Source organism: Paenibacillus arenosi (assembly GCF_014841135.1).
GTDB classification, from domain to species: domain Bacteria; phylum Bacillota; class Bacilli; order Paenibacillales; family Paenibacillaceae; genus Paenibacillus_B; species Paenibacillus_B arenosi.
Genome location: NZ_JACYTN010000001.1, coordinates 326,264 through 348,074 on the forward strand (window position 1 = coordinate 326,264; position 21,811 = coordinate 348,074).

13 protein-coding genes and 1 pseudogene are annotated in these 21,811 nt (G+C 43.3%); 12 read left to right on the forward strand and 2 right to left on the reverse strand.

Translation table 11 applies throughout. From position 1 onward, the window contains the following. Position 1: 1 nt before the first annotated feature. On the reverse strand, positions 2-532 hold the full coding sequence (gene loaP, locus IFO66_RS01315; RefSeq protein ID WP_192023408.1) for an antiterminator LoaP: 531 nt from the start codon (positions 530-532) through the stop codon (positions 2-4). A 183-nt stretch (positions 533-715) separates the two neighbouring features. On the opposite strand from loaP, the gene IFO66_RS01320 reads away from it, so the two are divergent. The 5 genes from IFO66_RS01320 to IFO66_RS01340 all read left to right on the forward strand — a co-directional run bounded on the left by IFO66_RS01320 (position 716) and on the right by IFO66_RS01340 (position 8,456). Further along, complete coding sequence (locus IFO66_RS01320) at positions 716-5,182, forward strand: non-ribosomal peptide synthetase (protein WP_225445409.1); 4,467 nt, start codon at positions 716-718, stop codon at positions 5,180-5,182. Between the two features lie 63 nt (positions 5,183-5,245). Next, complete coding sequence (locus IFO66_RS01325; RefSeq protein ID WP_192023409.1) at positions 5,246-5,968, forward strand: thioesterase II family protein; 723 nt, start codon at positions 5,246-5,248, stop codon at positions 5,966-5,968. A gap of 13 nt (positions 5,969-5,981) precedes the next feature. Then, complete coding sequence (locus IFO66_RS01330) at positions 5,982-7,046, forward strand: HAD-IIIC family phosphatase (RefSeq protein ID WP_192023410.1); 1,065 nt, start codon at positions 5,982-5,984, stop codon at positions 7,044-7,046. A 3-nt stretch (positions 7,047-7,049) separates the two neighbouring features. Further along, positions 7,050-7,301 (forward strand): acyl carrier protein, encoded by a 252-nt coding sequence (locus IFO66_RS01335; protein WP_192023698.1) that lies wholly within the window; start codon positions 7,050-7,052, stop codon positions 7,299-7,301. A gap of 3 nt (positions 7,302-7,304) precedes the next feature. Continuing rightward, complete coding sequence (locus IFO66_RS01340) at positions 7,305-8,456, forward strand: acyl-CoA dehydrogenase family protein (protein WP_192023411.1); 1,152 nt, start codon at positions 7,305-7,307, stop codon at positions 8,454-8,456. Positions 8,457-8,540: 84 nt separating this feature from the next. Here the strand turns inward: IFO66_RS01340 and IFO66_RS01345 are convergent, their stop codons facing one another. Further along, the gene (locus IFO66_RS01345) at positions 8,541-9,176 is read right to left on the reverse strand and encodes a hypothetical protein (RefSeq protein WP_225445410.1); all 636 of its coding nucleotides are present in this window, start codon (positions 9,174-9,176) and stop codon (positions 8,541-8,543) included. 297 nt (positions 9,177-9,473) lie between these two features. Between IFO66_RS01345 and IFO66_RS01350 the strand changes: the two are divergent. From IFO66_RS01350 to IFO66_RS01380, 7 genes and pseudogenes are all read left to right on the forward strand, one after another. Beyond that, a pseudogene (locus IFO66_RS01350) lies at positions 9,474-10,052 on the forward strand (DMT family transporter); the annotation flags it as partial. 124 nt (positions 10,053-10,176) lie between these two features. After that, positions 10,177-10,698, forward strand: coding sequence for a YfiT family bacillithiol transferase (locus IFO66_RS01355; RefSeq protein ID WP_192023412.1), 522 nt, complete (start codon positions 10,177-10,179; stop codon positions 10,696-10,698). A 16-nt stretch (positions 10,699-10,714) separates the two neighbouring features. Continuing rightward, a complete protein-coding gene (locus IFO66_RS01360) occupies positions 10,715-11,602 on the forward strand; it encodes a TIGR01777 family oxidoreductase (protein ID WP_192023701.1) in 888 nt (295 codons plus the stop codon). A 77-nt stretch (positions 11,603-11,679) separates the two neighbouring features. Further along, positions 11,680-11,958 (forward strand): hypothetical protein, encoded by a 279-nt coding sequence (locus IFO66_RS01365; RefSeq protein WP_192023413.1) that lies wholly within the window; start codon positions 11,680-11,682, stop codon positions 11,956-11,958. 100 nt (positions 11,959-12,058) lie between these two features. Beyond that, positions 12,059-12,391: a hypothetical protein gene (locus tag IFO66_RS01370; protein ID WP_192023414.1), complete on the forward strand. Its 333-nt coding sequence runs from the start codon at positions 12,059-12,061 to the stop codon at positions 12,389-12,391. A gap of 380 nt (positions 12,392-12,771) precedes the next feature. Continuing rightward, the gene (locus tag IFO66_RS01375; protein ID WP_192023415.1) at positions 12,772-13,536 is read left to right on the forward strand and encodes a hypothetical protein; all 765 of its coding nucleotides are present in this window, start codon (positions 12,772-12,774) and stop codon (positions 13,534-13,536) included. Positions 13,537-13,550: 14 nt separating this feature from the next. Beyond that, complete coding sequence (locus tag IFO66_RS01380) at positions 13,551-21,809, forward strand: polymorphic toxin-type HINT domain-containing protein (RefSeq protein ID WP_192023416.1); 8,259 nt, start codon at positions 13,551-13,553, stop codon at positions 21,807-21,809. Positions 21,810-21,811 lie beyond the last annotated feature (2 nt).

Here is a 21,811-nt window from a genome sequence, read left to right on the forward strand (position 1 = left end):
CTCATCTGATTGATAAAATATGTATGCCTACGTCGATAAGACTTGTTTTATTAAGGAATGAAACTTCAATTTTGGCTCTTCGTTTTCTTTTGTCCACTTTTTTGATAAGTCCTTCTTTGCCTTTGAGTGGACCAGATACCACTTCGACTTTTTTGTTAATGATATTAATATTCGAATAATCAACAATGCCTTGCTTTCCTGTAAATTTATAAATCCAGTTCATTTCTTCTTCAGAAATAATGGAGTAATAGCCGCAACTTTTGTCCTTTTTATGTTCGCCGCAATTAACGAGGTAGTACAAGTCCGGAACTTGTTTTAAATTGTAATACAAATCGGCATTCATCTCTGTTCGTATAAATATGTAGCCTGGAAACAAGACGCAAACGGAATCGTGGATCGTTCCATCTCTATATTCAGGTACAATTTTTTTAGGAATAAAACATTGTAGCGGATATTCTTTCAGAAGCTTATTTAAGTTTTTACTTACAGCATCTTCTTTTCCGGTCTCAACATATAGGGCATACCATGGCATGAAATATCTCTCCTATTGTAAGTATGATAGAGGTGTGAATCTGGATATAGGCGAAGAGCAATTCTGAGGAAAAATTTCGAATATAAGGGTTAATTCTATATCATGGTAACCTTGCGTTTTACAATCGTCAAGATGGTCATATTCCAATCTGGATAGGAGGTATTCTCTCTGAACAGGTGTGATTTGTATCCGTTAACCCATTCACAAAGACGAATTTGGTATGTCGAGAATATGGTTCCAGGGAGCAGTATTCATAACATCGGCGGGCTTATTAAAATATATGGTCCAGTCGACTTTGTAAGGTTAGAACAAAGCATCCATCAATTTATTATGCAGAATGATGCTATCCGAATGCGGATGACTGAAAGTAATGGACGCATCGAACAATATATTGCAGAATACTGTCCGAGAACATTACCTTACATTGATTTTACAAATGAGGCATGTGAGATAGATGTAGATACGTGGGTTCGTGAAGAGTTTTCCAAGCCCCTCCCAATAGATGGGGAACTCCTCTTTGATTTCGCATTGGTTAAAATAAGTGAGATGGAGAGCGCTTACTTAACTAAAGTTCATCATATTATTTCAGACGGTTGGTCATTTCAATTAATGACCTCACAAATTAACGAAATTTATAAGAATCTTTCGAATGGCAAAGAGGTGGATTACCAGCGTCCAAGCTATATTGATTATATGGAGCAAGAACGCAAATATATAAATTCAGCTCGTTTTTTGAAAAACCAGCAGTTCTGGAAGCAGAAATTTTCAGATGTGAAAGATGTTGATCTGCATATGACGGCAAGTCGTACAACCGGTCAGAGGCGAAGCTTTTACCTAGATACGGAGGTATCAACTTCGTTGCAACGTTTTGCAAAAGAACAATCTATTTCTTTAAATACGTTGTTCATAGCTGCGATGCTATTATACCTTCATAAATCCAAACAGCAAGATCTGATTATTATTGGTACACCTGTACTGAATAGGACAGGTGTTAAAGAGAAAAATATGTTTGGTATGTTTACGAGTACGATGCCGCTTGTTGCTACGATTGAGGAGGAGTTATCGTTGTCCTCTTTTATCCACTATGTGAATCATGAGTTAATCCAATGTTATTTCCATCAAAAATATCCTTATAACTTGCTTGTGCAGGATCTTGAGCTTCATAAAAGGGGGATCGATCAGTTATTTCAAGTAAGTGTCAATTATTATAACACCAAGTTTGATCGGCAATTTGGACCTGGATGGGGGATGCGGCAGGTAGAAGTGCACAACGGAAACCAGTTGTATCCCTTGCAGCTTATTGTGACAGAATGGTCAGAGGATGGTGGGTTAGAACTTCATTTTGATTACAAGATTGGTGATTATAGCGATACGAAGATTGAAGATATTTATACACGGCTTCTCTATATTACAGAACAACTTGTTAGTCAAGCGGAGACGAAAATTTGTGATTTACAATTGTTTAGGTCAGAGGAGAGAATGTCCCTTCTTTATGAATGGAATCAAACAGCGCAACCTTATCCCCGGGAGCAAACGATTGTGCAATTATTTGAAGAGCAGGTAGAAAGGATGCCAGACCGTATTGCTTTATCGGACAAGGAGCGCACCCTATCTTACGCCCAACTGAACGCTCGTGCCAATCAACTGGCGCGCCATTTATTAAAGCGGAGATTGAAGCCTCAGGATATTGTTGTCGTAATGATGAAGCATTCCATAGAGATGGTAGTTTCCATTTGGGCGATCATCAAGGCAGGCGGAGTATACTTGCCAATTGATCCAGAGTATCCGCATGAAAGAATAGATTATATTTTTAAAAATAGTGGCGCTTTGATGCTTCTGACAGAAGGAGAGCAGTGGAGAAGTCTATCCTATCAAGGGACAACAATACTAGTCGATGCTGAGCATAACTGTACAGAAGTGACACATAACTTACGTGCAAGAAGTAAGGCGGATGACCTGGTTTATATTATTTATACGTCAGGCTCGACAGGAAATCCGAAAGGTACGATGATCGAGCACCGTGGGCTTACGAACTATGTATGGTGGGCAAATAAAACGTATATCAGAGATAGCGATGACGTGTTTGCCCTTTATTCCTCGATTGCCTTTGATTTGACGGTTACTTCTATTTTTACCCCACTTCTTAGCGGCAATCGCATCGAGATCTACGATGATAACGGCAGTGAATTTATTTTGGAGCGTATTATCCGAGAAAACAAAGTGACTGTGCTTAAATTAACTCCAGCGCATTTGACCTTAATGAAAGACATTGACACCAGCGGGAGTAAGTTACAGCGGTTTATCGTTGGCGGTGATGATTTGAAATCGATACTGGCTGCTGACATCGTTGAGCGCTTCCCTCAAGCTATTGAAATCTATAATGAGTACGGACCAACGGAGACCGTTGTGGGATGTATGATCTGTCAGTATGATCCCTGCATAGATAGGGGGACGTCTGTCCCTATCGGGCAACCAATCGACAATATGTATATCTATTTGCTGGATCGATATTTGGAGCCTGTTCCAACGGGCTCAGTTGGTGAAATTTATATTTCTGGGGATGGTGTAGCGCGGGGTTATTTACAGCGCCCTGATCTGACGAAAGCACGCTTTCTGGACAATCCGTTCATGCCAGGACAGCGAATGTATCGGACGGGAGACTTAGCCATGCGTCAGGATGATGGTCATATCGTCTACCTTGGTAGGGTGGATCATCAAGTGAAAATAAAAGGCTACCGAATTGAAATCGGAGAAATCGAGAACCAATTGCTTGCTATTGAGGAAATGGATGAAGTCATTGTCATTGATCGCTTAGATGAGGATGGTCATCCGTATTTGGTCGCCTATTACGTCGCCAAGGTTGAGATAACTTCGTTAACGATAAGGATGAAGCTAGCAAATGTGCTGCCCTCTTATATGCTGCCCTCTTATTTTGTTCAACTTGATCAATTGCCGTTAACGCCAAATGGAAAAATAGATCGTAAGCTCCTGCCAGCCGTTGAATCTGGGAATACACCTCTTCATGATAGACAAATGACAGTAGTTGAAGAGTTGTTGTCGGACATATTTGCGGATGTGCTGCAAATCGAAAAGGTAGATATTTATCAAAACTTCTATCGGATGGGTGGGGATTCCATTAAGGCGATCCAGATTGCATCCAAAGTAAACGCCCACGGTTATAAAGTAAAAGTACAAGATATTTTAAGTTATCCTGTTATTCATGAACTAGCTACCTTGGTTGAAATTAATAAAACGAGCAGGGCAGATCAAGGAAAATGTGAAGGTGTCGTACAGCCTGTGCCAATATTCTCGTGGTTTACCAATAGGAACTGGAAGAATTCGCATTTCTTTGTTCAATCCGTGCTACTTCGCTTGAGTTACAAACTGACTAATGAACAAGTAGAGGAAGCGTTGTATCAACTAATTACACATCATGATACGTTGAGGCTCTATTATGATGCAGAATCAGCGTTGCTCACTTATCGTTCCATAGAGCGAGCAGAAATAACGGTCAACGATTGTGATCTTTCTGGTCTGATGCTGGAAGAGCGGGCTCGTACGCTAAAGCAAAGGGCTCAAGAAGTAAAAGAGAGTATTCGTATGGATCGTGGGCTGCTCATTAAAGCTACGTTATTCGACATGGGCGAACAAGGGCAGCGGCTGTTGCTCACCGCACATCATTTCATCGTCGATGGTGTATCTTGGCGCATTTTATTAGAAGATTTAGCTTTGCTCTTACAGTCCGTATGGAAAGAACAATCCGTAACGCTGCCACTTAAAACACATTCTTTGCAAAAATGGGCGCAAGCAATGACCATATACAGCTCTGAGCATGCACCTGAACAGCTTTCTTATTGGCAGTCTGTCTTAGATGAGACAGAAGCTACCCTGCCTGTTGATCAGGCAGTGGAAAGGGAACAACAGCCGAAAATAGAATTGATTGCGAGAGAGTTGATGATCGAAGATACACAAAAGCTTCTTGGTGCTGCAAATGATGCCTTTCATACACAGACAAATGATTTGCTACTAGCAGCGCTTGCAATGGCTGTACGGGATATAACAGGTCAACGATCCGTCAGCATTGAGTTGGAAGGCCATGGACGGGAAGATATTGATCCGGAAATGGATGTATCTAGAACAATCGGTTGGTTTACTTCGATGTACCCTGTGAATTTACAGATATGTGAGGACGAGATAGCTCGCATTATTAAAAGTGTAAAAGAACAACTGCGTGCCATTCCTCGTAAAGGGATAGATTACGGCATCTTGACCTATCTATCTCGCCAGCTTATCGGATGTACTCATGACCTCATAAGGTTTAATTATATGGGCGAGATGGATAATAGCCTTCCTAACTCGATTATCGAGATTTCCACAGAAGATACAGGGGTTGATGTATGCCCGAGTAACGAGCTAACTTGCTTAATGGATATCGTAGCGATCGTAATAGGGAAGCAGCTTCATCTCCGCATCACCTATGATTCTGCTCATTTCCAACCATCGGAGATCGAGAGATTTACGAAGGTATATATGGAACAGCTATCAGAAATGATTCGATTTTGTGTCGAGCAGAAAGAGAATGATTTTACTCCATCCGATTTTGATACGGTCCATGTGAGCCAGGATGAGTTAGATGTACTTTTCAGTTAATAGATGGTACTAATGGTACCGATATTTCACTACCCGATATAGATAGTCAAGGAGTTGAGTGAGATGAAATACAAATTATTTTGTCTTCCCTACGCTGGAGGCTCGGCGATGATTTATACACCGTGGAAGCGTATGCTGAATTCTTATATTGAATTGCATCCGCTTGAAATGGCCGGACGGGGTCGTAGAATCATGGATCAACCACTTGATTGTATGGAGGATGTTATAGAAGATTTATGGTCAAGTGTGCAAGGTGAATTAGATGAGTCTGAATTTGCATTGTTTGGTCATAGTATGGGTGCGCATGTTGCCTACGAACTAGCACTATCGATTAAGCATCATACAGGTAGGGAGCCTGTTCATTTGTTTGTTTCCGGAACATATCCTCCTCATATGAATACAGACAAATTGCATCCTGCATCGTCAGATAAGCAGCTAATAAAAGAAATAAAAGAGTTGGGTGGATTGCCTGAGGAGGCTCTTCAATGTGAAGAGCTAATGCAGTTATTTTTACCTGTAATAAGGAAAGATTTGCAAGTGATGAATAGGTATCAGCCTCAGGTTGGTTCTCCAATAAATTGTGATATGTCTGTTCTATACGCTGAAGACGATGTCATGACAGAAACATGTCATATAGCTGAATGGTCTGCATATGTGAGTCAGCGCTTTAAAAGCTACAGGTTTACAGGAGGTCACTTTTTTATTATGGAGCATGCGACAGACGTAACCGCCATCATAAACGAAACAATGCGCATGCCGGCAAACCTTCACTATAACAGAGGCTAAAAGGAGAGGTGACATGGAGAAGAATGAAGATAAAAGGAAGGAAATTAAGTGTGTTGTATGGGATTTGGACCATACCATCTGGAACGGGGTACTGCTGGAATCGGATGAAGTTGAATTAAAGGCAGGCATTCGTGAGATTATTGCGGAACTGGACGCGCGTGGAATTCTACATTCGATTGCAAGTAAAAATGATGCTGAGACAGCTATGGATAAGTTGCGTGAACTCGGGATCGACCATTACTTTTTATATCCAGAAATCAACTGGAGCGCTAAATCACTTTCTATTTCCTGCATCAGCACAAATCTAAACATAGGGCGGGATACCATTTTATTTATCGATGATCAAATATTTGAGCGAGATGAAGTCAAGAGTGAACATCCGGATGTGACCTGTCTGGATGCAGCAGAGTATATGAGTTTGCTCGATAATCCACGGTTAAATCCAAGGTTTATTACTGAAGATTCGCTGCGCCGCCGTACTATGTATTTGGAAGACATTAAACGCAAAAAAGAAGAGGATTCGTATAAGGGGCCTAAAGAATCATTTCTTCGTTCCCTAGACATGAAATTTGTCATTAGCGAAGCGCGTGAAGAAGACTTGAAGCGGGCGGAGGAACTGACAATCCGCACGAATCAATTGAACGCGACGGGATACACATACAGCTATGAACAATTAGATCGCTTTAGACAGTCTTCTGATCATCTATTGCTTGTGTGTGAATTGACAGACAAATACGGCTCATATGGAAAAATTGGACTGGCCTTGCTTGAATTAAAGCCAACTCATTGGCATTTAAAATTGTTACTGATGTCTTGCAGAGTGATGTCGCGCGGAGTTGGCACGGTCATCTTAACGTATATTATGCAGCAGGCAAAAAACAAAGGAAAACGACTACAAGCTGATTTTAAGCAGACCGATCGTAATAAAATGATGTACGTTACTTATCGGTTTGCTAACTTTAAGGAAATTTCTAACGATGAACAAGGACAAATTTTGTTTGAAAATGAATTAGATCAAATTCAGCCGTTTCCACCTTATTTAGAGGTAAAAGTAGCGGTTGCAGGGAGGCAGGCGTAAATGATGGAAATTAAACAAAAAGTACGTCAATTTATCGAAAGCAATCTAATCGTATTTGAAGAAGAAGTAGTGTTTGCGGATGATGATCATATTTTTCAGATGGGCTTTGTCAATTCGCTGTTTGCCATGCAATTGCTTACTTATTTGGAGCAAGAATTCGAAATCACGATTGGAAATGAGGATATGGATATTGCCAACTTCAGCACAGTAAACAGCATCGTTCATTTAATCGATAAGCATTCACGGGTGGTGTAGAATATGGGCGTTCAAGTAAGTGATTTTACGGCGCAGATCATAGAGGATGCAATCGGTTTTGCTAACCGAGAAGTAAGGCCACTAGCAGCAGAGATTGATAGTTCAGGAGTGTTTCCTCGCAGTTTAATAAATAAAATGGCCCGGCAAGGCTACCTGGCTGCAAGCTGGCCGAAAGAGTATGGCGGATTGGGACTAAATCCTATGGCGTATGGATTACTGACCGAGCAGATTGGAAAAGCATGCAGTAATACGAGAGCGCTCCTTACGGTACAAACTTCGCTGTTGGGTGAAACCATGCTGCGATTTGGAACGGTTGCACAAAAGAAAACCTGGCTTAACCAGATGGCAAGTGGTGATCGGATTGGAGCGTTCGCCTTGTCCGAGCCCAATGTGGGGTCAGATGCAAAGCATGTGCAGACGACGTACCGCAAGGAGGGCGGCAAATATATATTGAATGGAATTAAAAAATGGATATCGTTTGCAGCTATTGCTGATTTCTTTGTTGTTGTCGCTGCTGATGAAAGTGGACGTGTAACCACATTCATTGTCGAGCGTGAAAGAGAAGGAGTAAGTACAATTCCTATGGCAGGTATGCTTGGCAACCGTGGTGTTCATATTGCAGAGATTAGGCTCCACGATGTAGAGATACCGGCTGAAAATGTACTTGGCAGTGAAGGATCCGGGTTTACTTATATTGTGTCTACTGCTCTAGATCATGGACGCTACAGTATTGCGTGGGCGGGGGTGGCGATCGCGACGGAAGCGCTCGAAGCCATGGTTGCATATTCGCGAACAAGGTCACAGTTTGGTGAGAAGTTGCATCATTTTCAGCTTATAAAGGGCATTATTGGCGATGCTGTAACGAAAGTCCATGCAGCACGAGCACTCTGCCTTTCCGCAGCTCAAATGCGTAAAGATGGAACTGGAGATTCGATACATGAAACGGCGATAGCCAAATATTTTGCGTCGAAAGTAGCAGTTGAAGTGACAAACGATACCGTTCAAGTTCACGGTGGGAATGGAGTTCGGGATGAATACCCTGCGGAGAGGCTTTTTCGCGAAGCGAAGGTGCTTGAAATTATTGAAGGCACTAGCCAAATCCAACAGCAGGTAATTTCTCAATTTGGATTGCGTAAATATATGGTGAAGAGATAGGTACTTCGAGAAATCCCCATAAGGTGATAAGTGAATGCGATCCTACTGAGGAACAGCAAACACGGACAGCCTTAGGGGATTTTTTTATGCGCTAAAGGCGTACGGGAATTGCTTCATAAAACCATGTGCAAACATATCTGCCATTGCTAGAGCTTGCTGTTCAATGCGGTCATAAGCAGCGATATCAGAAGCGTAGTCTTTGTGCAATCGATAGATAGCCTCTGCCTTTGTCATATCTAGATGTTCATACAGCATTTTTTTCATTTCGTTTTCTGGCCAGTATGGATTAATGCTGCTAAAAAATTTGGCAAGTTGATCGGCATTGGCATACCATTTTTTGTTCAGCTCGGCTACTTGTGCATTGTCTCCTGCTTTTGCTGCGTGTACAAGCTGTGCAGCTAACACAAGATGTTCTAGGAACAAGGTCTCAAATCGGGCAGCTACTTGATTTCCATAGAAAAGACGAAAGACAGCTGCCATATCTGGAACATTACGCAGAAGTCGTTTGGTCGTTTGTTCTTCATCAGCTAATCCTTCTGCAATACTAATAATCGTCATTCTTGTCCATGCTACATGCTGCTCCCAGAGCATGCGCATCACATTCATAAATTGCACAGCAGTACTGCTAATGCCCGTTCGAGACCATGAATGGAACAACAGATGGTTGTCAGGGTGGATAGGGTGTGGGTACACAGGAATCCCTGTTGGGTACATATACATTGTTTTGAGCTCCTTCACCTTTTTTCACAGCATATGTAAAGATATTTATTTGGGTGAATGTCACGAACGTATGATCAATAAAAGCTATTTAGTAGTAGAGTAATAGAATAAAATCGAAATAAGAGTGAATTTTTGGTAAAATAGTAGAGGTATGATAGCCAAAAGGGAATTGCTGAATGGATGCAGCAGATTTCAGATAGCAGATAGTCAATGAAAGGAAGAACGTAATGATAAGCCACCTATGAATGACATAAGATTGAAAGGATATGACGAGTGAATACACAAGCAGTAATAAAAATGATTATTGCAATGTCCATCTTCGGCTCCGTTGGCTTCTTTTCGGTGCAAACAGGGATACCTGCGTTGGAGCTCGTTTTTGTCAGATGTATATGTGCGACGATGTTTCTAAGTCTGGCCTGGTATGTAACAGGAAGCTACAAATCAGAGCAGTGGAAGTCAAAAGAAGTGCTGCAAATTTTGTTTTGTGGGTTGTTTTTAGTATTAAACTGGGTGTTCTTGTTCAAGTCGTTTGAATTAACGTCCATCACGATCGGGATTACAATTTATCATCTTGCGCCTGTCATTGTACTTATTGCGGGAAGTATCTTTTTTAAAGAGAAGCTAACGATGTTTGCGCTACTGTCCGTCGTCACTTGCTTTGTCGGTACCGTGCTTATTGTGGGTGTAGATGCATCGATATCGTGGACGGAACTTATGTCATCCGGATTACTATGGGCCTTTTTGGCGGCGGTTTGTTACGCATTCATGATGATGCTTGGTAAAGGTGTACAAGTGATGAGTTCATACACGGTGACCTTTTTGCAGACAGCACTCGGCATTGTCATCCTGCTGCCGTTCGTTAATTTCACGGAATTTGGGGCTGGAATCGTCCTTATTTTTGTAGGTATGGTGCTTGCTGTTAGAAAGCCAGCAACCGAGCATAGCTTACCGGAAAAGGTTTAGATACATAGCTAGTTTAAATGGAGCAGGAGGAAGTTACATGAACAGACAATATCCAATCGGGACATTTACTTGGGAAGGAACTATTACACCAGCACAGAGACAGCAGTGGATTGCAGAAATTGAGCATTTGCCAGCGAAGCTGCGTGCGCTCGTGGAAGGGCTTAACGAACAACAGCTAGAAACTCCCTATCGGGAGGGAGGATGGACGATTCGGCAGGTTGTGCATCATATTGCTGATAGCCATATGAATAGCATTACTCGCTTTAAGCTCGCATTGACGGAGGATGTGCCAACGATTAAACCTTATGATGAAGCGAAGTGGGTAGCACTTGGAGATTCGATCGATGTGGATGTTGAGGTGTCACTTGCTTTAATTGAAGCTCTGCATAGGAAATGGGTTATTTTATTACAATCGATGACGGAGCAAGACTTCCAGCGAACGTTCTACCATCCTGATTCGAAGCAGGAGATTCGACTCGACTATAATGTTGGCTTGTATGCATGGCATGGCAATCATCATGCCGCTCATATTGAGCTGGCGAAGCAGCTACTAAACTAGGAAGCGAGTGATGGAGATGGGAAAGAAAGTTGTCATAGCTGGCGGCACAGGGTTTATCGGAAAATACTTCGAGAAGCAATTTCGCAGCATGGGATACGACGTAATTATCATCTCTAGGCAACCGCATCATTTGGCATGGGACAACGAACAAGGGATTGTAGAGGCGGTAAATAACGCTGACATGCTTATTAATTTAGCAGGTAAGTCAGTGGACTGTCGTTACAATGAGAAAAACAAGTGCGAAATTATTCGTTCCAGAACGAGCACGACCAATCTGCTTGGTAGGGCAATTCTAGCGTGTTCCAATCCACCTTCCTTATGGATAAATTCCAGTACGGCAACGATTTATCGGCATGCAGAAGATCGACCTATGAGTGAGGAAGGTGGAGATATTGGAACGGGCTTCTCTGTTGATGTAGCGAAGCAGTGGGAAGAGGCGTTGTTCTCCTTTAATCTGCCTGCTACACGGCAAGTTGCTTTACGGATCGCCATTGTATTAGGAAAAGATGGCGGGGTGATGACGCCGTTTAAGAACTTAGTTCGTTTTGGGCTTGGTGGTGTGCAGGGCTCAGGTGATCAGCGCTTCAGCTGGATTCATATTGAGGATTTGTTCGGCATCGTTATGTTCCTGCGCGAGCACGAAGAGCTGAGTGGAGTGTTTAATTGCTCTGCTCCTTATCCGGTTACGAATCGCGAGTTGATGGAGCAACTGCGGAAGACGATGAATGTGAGGATCGGGCTGCCTTCGCCGCGCTGGCTGCTTGAGATCGGCGCCGTATTTATTAAGACGGAGACAGAGTTAGTGTTGAAAAGTCGCTGGGTCATTCCCGAACGGCTGGAGCGGGCGGGCTATGCGTTTACGTATGACAAGTTGGATAAGACGCTGGAACACCTTTTGAAATAGTGTTAATTGTAAGAAGTGTTGACAACTTAGAACAACCTTTATGCATGCGCATTACTATTATGAAGAGGTGAACCTAGTTGAAGCGGACGCTGCTGCAAGCCTTTCTATTTTCCATTGCTATCTGTCTCCTTTACTTCGTTATTCAAATCGCAATGGGTATGTATAACACCATTACTTATGTACCAGACATCGAGAAACATTATGAAACCGTTGAATATGTATCCCAAGAAGTAAGCATTGGTGCAACGGGAGGCGTAGTTGGAACGATTGTGCCAATTGGTATTATATTGGTTGTCGGGATGATTGGCTTTATTGCTGGTAAATTGGTGTGGAAGAAAGTAAGACGTATTACGTAATACGTAATTGGCAGGCTAGGGGGATTTTCTGTCGTAGGCCAATAGGTTCCTTTCCCCAAATTATATAGAAGCTTGTCATCTAATTCATAGCGAGGTATGTATGGAGAAAAAAATAGTTAAAGCGGGATTGTATGGCCTTATCGTTGGTATATTATTTTCCATTGTATATTATCCAGATGTAGTAACCGTACAGCAGTCGATAGGATATACAAGTTATCAAGTTCCACTTAGGGAGTATGTGTTCAAAGTGCTGCGCAACGGGATAAACATCTGTTTTTCAGCGATAATCGTGATGGGATTGTTCCAAGTTTATAAAAGGCTTCCCAAATCGGAGTATTCCAACAAGCAGTTTTTATGGGGCGTTATAAAATCGTTTCTCATTGGAATTGTAATCTTTTACGTTATTTATTCTTTGATTACGATGATGACGTAATGCGGTTCAAAAATGTAAATATTAATTTGGATAACACCCTTTTGCTTAAAGATGTTAGTGGAGCCTGTATGGTGAAGCTAATGCTTGCTAAAGGGTGTTTTTATTTAATATTAGTTCAGTTTTTCCTGCGAAATAGTAATCAATTTCATTAAAATAGCTATAATTCGACAAAAATTTCGGGAATCTCAATAAAATTAAGTAACAAAGTACTACGCAATTGATCGATAAGGATAATAGGTTTCATTCCTTTTTTTTCGTATAATTAAACTCTTGTTTGAGAGGAAGGAGTTGGGATGCAGCTTGTTTATATAATGAATAAATGATCAAACTATCATTTATTTGAATGTACATAGGGTGAGGAAAAGAAAGGGGTCATAGGTATGAAACGCAAGTTAGTGAGTGTATTCATAGTGGTTATTGCCGTAGCGAGCTTGTTTCAGTATACAGGCTTAGCGGCTTATATAACTCAGTATACGTATGATGCTGGGGATCGATTAATAACAGCATCTTCGAAAGAACATGGGGATACTTCCTATCAATATGATGCAGCAGGTAATATTTTGCGAGTAAGTACAGCGCAACATGCGGCTGGAAGCTTAGTTAATGGGAATTTTTCAGGCGAGGTGCTGCCTACTGGAATCGCACAAGGCTGGAACAGCTATGCCACAGAAGGGGTTACTGCGGCTTATCAGATCGTAACTGAGCCTGTTACAGTAGCTATGCCAGCGATTCCAAATGGCGTAACACCATCTGTATATGAAGCTGTCTATCAATCTACTAGCCCACACGTCCAGATGATTCAAGTCAGTTCGACGAAACCGGGTGGAGCGAACATTTATCAGGACATGTCCGTAATGGGTGGTGCGACATACAGCTTAAGCGGTTGGATGAAGGCAGAACTGCTCAATCATGCAGCAGCTCAAATGGTCGTGAATTACTATGACAAGGACAATACATATGTGAGCCATGCCATTGTGAGAAATGTGCTGACTGCTGAAGGCTGGGCACCTGTACAAACGGAACTAAAAGTTCCTGACCATGCAGTAAAAGCACGACTTCATCTGCAAGTATTACTTCTCAGTGACAGTGGATCTGCGGTTGCGAAATATGGCAATGTGGCAGTTCAACTGTTAGCGACACCATAATGGAGGCTTCTGCTATGAAATCTAGCTTAATTCGTTGGCTCGTGCTTAGTATGGGTATGCTATTTATTTTACTAAATGGCGTATTGCATACTACTTACGCGGTTGACTACACACACAAACTATCTCCCGGTGAATCCGCCGAGGTCAGCTCGAAAGACGGTAAATCGATAACGGCTAAAATGAAAGGGCCTACATACGATTATGCAGAAACGAGCGAAACAAAAGGAGTAATTGGATACGGTAGAAGTAAGAAATCCTCTTCTCGGATGGTGACGGGTGACGAACGGCTAACCATTACGAATACATCCAGTGATACCGTTACCGTAACGGTTGATGATAATAAAGCGAGCGTCTACTATTCATCGACTCCTGCACTTGTAACAAAGTGGTTACAGCCAGGTGATAGTGCAGAAATAACAAACGTAGGGATTTCAGATGAATATTTTCATGTAAAGGGTAAAAATGATCATGCAGACTACGATGAAAATAATACGTTAATTTCTTTTGATGAAAATCATTCAGGCGGTCAGATGAGTCTTAAAATGGGCCGTAAGATGGCGATCACGAATGTAGATAAAGAAGCGATTGAAATATACGGACCTTATATCCAGTATAAAATAGCGCCGAGATACAATCCTGCTGTATTCCATCGCTATGTGGGGACTGGACAGACACTAGAAATAAACAATGGAAACGAAAATATTTTTAGTGTTTATCTATCTGTTCCTAAAGGAATGAACAACTACGACTATGTTTTCTATTCCAATAATGAAATTGTGGGCTATGGCTATTCTTCAAATTCTTATAGAAGATTGGATAAAAATGAACGATTAGTTGTAACGAACAAGAATGAACAGACATTACATGTGTATGGTCCTTATGACGGTTTTTATCTCTATGACAGAGATGTCTATGCCATGGAATCAAGGATATTGAAAAAAGGGGAAAGTGTGCAGATTTCCAATAAGTCTGCTGAATCCCGTACGCTTACGCTTCGTGGAACGTATGATTTCGCTGAGTACGATAGCCTTGGTAAAGTCGTTGATTTTGAAAAAGGATCTTATTCTACCAGTAAATCTATCGGCGCCAATAACAAAATGGTGATCACGAATAATAGTGCATCGGATGTAGAGATTATTGCGCCAAAACAGGGATTTACCTATGCATCAAGTCCGAATCCTGCTCTAATGGTGAAACAAATCGCTCCAACTCAAAGCATTGCAGGGGCTAATGGAACAACCGGAAGAGCAGCGATAAAGCTAAACGGTCTATTCGACTATGCGACGTATGATACGTTAGGCATGATTCAAACTTATTATCAAAATAGAAGTATTGCTCAACTTCCAATTGATTCGATGGAGAGGTTTGCCTTAACGAACGTGGGCTCTGCGACAGCGGAGATGTACACGGCTTATGATGCTTTCGTCTTTACGAAGCGTGACAAGCCGGTCAGCTTCCGTAAGCAGCTTGCTGTTGGTGAAACGTTGAAAGCGATGAATAAAGCGACGAAGAGCTTCACGGTAACAGCCAGTAACCAACATCATTATGCAATCTATAGTGGACAAAATAATGTAGAGAAATTTGGTCGTCCATTAACAGGTGATACCTATAGTGTGGCAACAACGGAGCATATCGTGCTCACGAACAGTGGGGCTGCGAATCTGACCATATCAGGAGCTGAAGATGCGTTTATCCTTACGGAACAAGCGAATCCGGCTCTGTATAAAGGTTACTTGCCTGTTGGGGCAAGCTCCCGCATAACGAGCATCACGCCTGGGAACTTCAATCTGGATATCGAAGGAACCTATGATCAGGCAAGTTATAAACAAGATGGAGCATTGCGATCCTTTGATCGACTGCGTTCATCGAAATCTTTGCTGCTGTATGGTGGGGAAAGAATAACCATCACCGGAGCAGGTACGGCCATGCTGCAATGGTTTGCGCCTTATGAAGCAGTGAGCGCTCAAGCTAGTGAAACACCTGCACTTGCCCTACGCAAGTTGGCAGCAGAGCAAAGTGTTGAATTTACGAACCAAACGGCTCGATCTGCGAACATCAATCTCACAGGCAATTATGACATGATGGACTATGAGGTAGATGGGACACCAGGTACATATGCGCGGGATCGCAGTATCAGCTATCGTAGTGTAGAAGCTGGACAGCGTATTGCTGTCATGAGTCGACATGAAGAACCGATCGAAGTATATGGTGCGTATGAAGTCTTTACGATGAAAGACCGTAAGCATCCGGTTACGTTCAAGCACAAGCTGCCGGCAGCTGCAAGTTTAGACCTGACGAATACATCGAAAAAGGCGTATTCCATTTATAACGAAGGCAGTTATAACTTTGCCATGTATGATGTAAAAGGACATGTAGCTGACGTAGAACGTGGATATAAGAGCAAGTCCAAGCTTGTGGGCAGTGGCAATCGACTCGCACTGACGAATGCGTTAGCGACGACCACGATCATTGAAGGACCGTATGATGTGTTCCAAGTGAAGGAACGCAATTTGCCAGCCATATTCGAACATGAATTGAAGCCAGGAGCGAGCATGGAAGCAACGTTGATGAGTACACCGTCTGCTGAAGTGAAGATGACAGGCATTCATGATATGGCGAAATATGATCCACAAGGCAAACTTACGTACTATCAAAATAATCGCAGTACGATAACGACCGAGAAGCTTGTCCATGGCGAAAAAGCAGCGGTGCAAAATAGTGACGCGCAGCCGATTATCGTCTATGGGGCGTATGATCCGTTCCGTGTTCAAGTACGAGAGAATCCGGTAACGTTTAAACGTCATCTTCAAGCAGATGAAACGATCATGCTGCGTAATAAGCTGAATAAAATGATGTACGTCGATTTCGTAGGTACGTATGACTTTGCGCAGTACAATGCGGAAGGCGAAGTCTCTACTTACTATTCCAACCAGAGTGGCAGCACCAAGTCGATGTACAATCTATATAAAATGGTTGTGTCTCCGACAAGTGGACAATCTGTCACCGTATCAGGAGCATTTGATGCATTTGAGATTGTGAATCGTAAGGAACGAGCTGTAACGATCAAAACGATGCAGCCGATGGATACGATCTCGTTCTATAACATCTCAGCTGGTCCGTTTGCTCCTAGAGCTGACGCGCAGTATGAGTATCAAATTTATGATGCCGCTGGAACATTGCAGTCCTCAGGTAAAGCGGGCGGTGGTACGGCAAAATCATTTGATTCCACAGAACGTAAAGCAATCACGAATGCACAAGTGATTCCGATTACCGTGGAAGTGCCAACCGATGCGATTCGTTGGGCTGGGGATCAAAATCAATTTTTCCTTAAGCTTCTATCAGGAAACAGCATTGTAGCAACGAATGCAACAGGAGCTCCGCAGGAACTGATTGTGCGAGGGAAATATGATATAGCTGTCTATGATGGACAAGGAAAGGCTGTTCATTACAGTAAAGATGATTTGCAACAATCCGTTAACGTATTGCCAGGTCAGCGAGTTGTGTTAACGAGTGCGAAAGTTAACGGAACAGTGGTGACAGGTAATAAGAACGAGCTGCAAGTAGTTCCAACGGATAAGTCCGCTCTTATTCATGCACAATTGGGCAGCGGCAAAGTGCTGGAAGCTACGAATATGAGCAATGCACAGAGTGCTATAACGGTTGTTGGTGACTTCAAATACCGTATACTTCAGCAGCCGGAACAAGTCGGCTACAGTCCGATGACGATTCCTGCGGGCCAGACAGTATCGATTCGAGGTGCAGACACGAGCTCGATCAGCGCGTTCGCACCGTATGATTTGTTCCAATTTGCAGAAAAAGATGCACCGCCAGCTCCGATCTCAGGTGCTGCTGCGGCGGATGAAATCGCGAAGTTAGAAGCGTCTGACTATGATCCACAGTCGTTCCATGCCGATCCGATTGATACGTCGACAGGTGCACAAATTATTAACCGAACGCTGCTAACTGCGCATGGCGCAGTGCCGATTCCTTTCCAAGCACAATATCATTCTTTGCTAAAAGGTGATGCAGCGTTAGGTAAAGTGTGGGGCCATAACTATGAGCTTCGACTAGAGGTAAGTGAAACGGGAGAAGCGATAAAGGTTTATCGCAATGCTTTCCATAGCAATACCTTTAAGCAACAGGCAGATGGAAGCTATAGATCGGAAGATAAAGCAGTCAAGCTGGACAAAGTCGTGAAACAAGCTGATGGCGGCTATGTGTGGTCACGGAATAAAGGCACTAGCTACCACTTTGATTCCGTTGGTCGTCTCACGGAGATGAAAGATAAGACAGGTCAGACTTTGCAGTTCCAATATGATGCAAACGGTTTGCAAGCTGTCATTGATCCGCTCACAGGAGCAGCATTAACAATTAGCTACAATGCAAATGGTGATGTGTCTGCTGTAAAAGATCATGCCAATCGCGCAGTGACATTTGGCTATGATGATGCACGACGATTGACTAAGATTACCGATGCAATGGGCAGAGTGACGAACTACGCCTATGATGAGCAAGATCGCATTGTGTCAGCGGAAAGCGAAGGTACGAAGCTATTCGTGAACGAATACGATAGCGAGGGCCGTGTCGTGAAACAGCAGGATGCGCTTGCAGGCAGCAAACCGACGTTGTTTGCTTACCAAGAAGCAGATGGGAAGCTAATCACGACGATAACAGACCGCAACGGAGATGTAATTAAACGCACACATAATCGCAACTATCAATTGCTTGCCGTTGAAGATGCGTTGGGTCGTACGACTTCGTATACGTATGATGAAGCGGGCAATCGTGCAAGTATGACGAATGCGCTGAAGCAAACGGCACGTTACTCGTATGATGAGCGCGGGAACGTAATCAGTGCTGTCGATCATATGAACCAAGCGATGACGATGACGTACGATCAAGCAAACAATTTGCTAACCGCAACTGGGCCCGATAAGAAAACGATTGTGAATACGTACGATCAGCATAATCGTCTGATTACCGTTACGGACCCTGATCAAGGAAAAACAACGTATGCCTATGATGCAAATGGATTGCTTCAGTCGGTAACTGATGCGCAAGGCGCTCAATCGCTGTACAAATATACGGGCAATCGTGTAAGTACGGTACAGAATGGCGAAGGGGAAACCCTTCATCTCGGTTATGATGAAGCAGGTCGCCTTGTTAATGAGCGGGATGAAGCAGGCAATACGACGAAGGTAGTTTATTTGGCAGACGATCAGTTATCTACAGAGACCGATGCATTAGGGAACATTGTACGTTATGCGTATGATAACCAAGGATTTTTGGCTAGCACGACAGATGGGCGAGGTAATAAAACTTCATTCGTCTATGATGGCAATGGCAAGCTTACACAAGTTACGAATGCTAAGAAGGAAACAAGTACGTTTGGATATGATGGCGAAGGTCGCTTGAACCGAATCACGAATCCGCTTGGTAATTATACGGCATATCAGCATGATGCGATAGGCAATGTTATTGCTGCTGCGAATGCAGAAGGTGAAACGTTCAAGTATGAGTATGATGCTTTGAATCGCCTTACAGCAGTGGAAGATGCAGCAGGTGTCAAAGTGTATCGCGTAACGTATGATGCGGCTGGAAATATGAAATCCCAGTCCAACGCATTGAACGAAACATGGACGTATATGTTCGATGAGAACAATCGCCTTACGCAATCCATTGATCCATTGCAGCGCCAAACGGCATACACTTACGACGGCATGAACCGTCTGAATGCAGTAACCGATCCGCTGCAAGGACAAACGACTCAACAATTTGATGCGCTTGGCCGATTACAAGGATTAACGGATCCCAATGGCAATGCTGCTGGATATACGTATGATCGGATCGGCAGATTGACAGGTCAGTCCAACGCTTCTGGTGGTAATGAAGCTTATGCTTACAACCCATTAGGACAGCTGGACAAGTCAACGAATGCGCGTGCACAAGTGACGACGTACAAATACGATCCAGCAGGACATTTGGCTTCTTTCACAGACCCAACTGGAGAAGTGACGTACACGCGTGATGCTAATGGAAATGTAGTGGAGCAGAAAGAAAACGGTGATGTTATCACACGTACTTTCGATGAGCTCGATCGTGTGACACAATACGTAGATCAAGATGGTCAGCGCATGCAGTATGTGTACGATGCGGCTGGACGTTTAACGACACTCATTTATCCTGACGGCAAAGCAGTGAAATACACGTATGATCGTGCAGGACGAATGAAGACGGTAACGGATTGGACGAATCGCGTGACGACGTACAGCTATGATGCGAATGGCCGTCTTGTTACAACAGAGCGTCCTAACGGTACACTCGAAAAACGTGAATACAATCCAGCAGGTCGCTTAATCAAGCTTACAGATACATGTGGAGATGGGGCGATGCTGCATGGTTACACGTACACGTATGATGCTGTAGGCAACGTATTGACGGAGCAAGAGTTGGCTGGCACTTCTGTTACAGCCAATGTGTACGGTACTGGCGCTACTAGCGCTATTGGTGCCAGCACGTCTGGACAACCCGTTATGGATATCAATGGGCCAGGTCTTTCTCCAATGACGCAAACCGTGCCAGATGCTGAAATGACCTACACAACGGACAACCGAATGGCAACGTTTAATGGTCAAGCTGTAACGTACGATGCAGATGGAAATCTCATCAATGGACCGCTTGGCGGCAGTATGCAGCCGTATACGTATGATGCACGCAACAGGTTGATCGAAGCTGGCGGTGTAAAATATGGCTACAACAGCGATAATATCCGTACTTCGGTCACGGTTAATGGAGTCACGACCAAGTATGTCGTCAATCCAGAAGCGATGCTGTCGCAAGTGCTTATGGAGACGAATGAGCAAGGCCAAGCACAAGCGTACTATGTTTACGGTCTTGGATTAATTGGACGTGAAGATGCATCAGGTGCATATGCTACGTATCACTATGACCGTCGTGGAAGCACGAAGGCATTGACGAATCCAGCTGGAGAAGTCACAGATACGTACACCTATGGTTACTATGGCGAAGCACTAGGACATGAAGGCGTCACAGAGCAACCGTTCCGCTACAATGGTCGAGATGGTGTTATGACGGACTCGAATGGCTTGTACCAAATGAGAGCTCGTTACTATCATCCAGATCTGAAGCGTTTTGTAAATCGGGATATTGTAAGAGGCTCGATCGATCAGTCGCAGACGTTGAACCGTTTCGCCTACGTAAACGGCAACCCGATCTCTTATATCGATCCATTTGGACTTAGTAGAGATGGAGATTCCCCGTGGATTCAAGGCGGAGATTTCCTCGTAGATACGATGCCGGGGCTCGGTACAGCGAAGGGCTTCCAGCAAGCCTTTAGCGGCTACAACCATATTACGGGCGAAAGATTATCGACAGCAGAGCGCTGGGCAGAAGGCGTAGGTGCGACAGCGAGCTTTATTCCGATTCCTGGTATGAAGCATGCAGGTAAGTATGCAACCGAAGGTGTCTTCTGGGCAGGAAGTAAGATTAAGAACTTCTTCGGCTGGGGCAGTAAGAAGGCTGATGACGTAGCGTGTAACTGCTTCACCGCAGGCACGAAGGTGCAGACGGATGAAGGGGAGAAACCTATCGAAGACATTCAGGTCGGAGATATGGTTCTTGCTAAGTCCGATGAAACGGGAGAAGTAGCTTACAAAGAAGTAGTGGGTCTGTTCCAAAAACAGTCTGACGAAATCTATTATGTTCACGTCGGAAACGAAGTAATAGAAGCTACGGCGGAGCATCCTTTCTGGCTGGATGGCAAGGGATGGACAGAGGTCAAAGACTTGAAGGTCGGGGACTTGCTTGTTACGAGTGACGGTTCTAAACTATCTATAGATAAGATAAAAAAGGAACCACGAGTAACAACGGTTTATAACTTTGAGGTTGCGGACTTCCAGTCTTACTTTGTATCCAACCTTGGGGTTTGGGTTCATAATTGTGCTGTAATACCATGGATTACAAATCTTCCGGAAGAGGAGTTAGCGGCTGTTATTAATACTCTAAATTATATTACTTCTGGTACCGAACCAACCGATCGGAAATTAAAGAGGAACTGGGGAGCTGATTTTAAGAACAGAGAGGGTCACTTGCCCGATGATGGTAGCTACAAAGAGTACACTGTTAGCCCACCTAGAGGTACGACTAACCGAGGTGTAAGAAGAATTGTAATAAATGAGAATACAAATATAATATACTATACATGGACGCATTATGGACAAGCAGGAGATCCGCCATTTGTGAGAATCAGATAGCA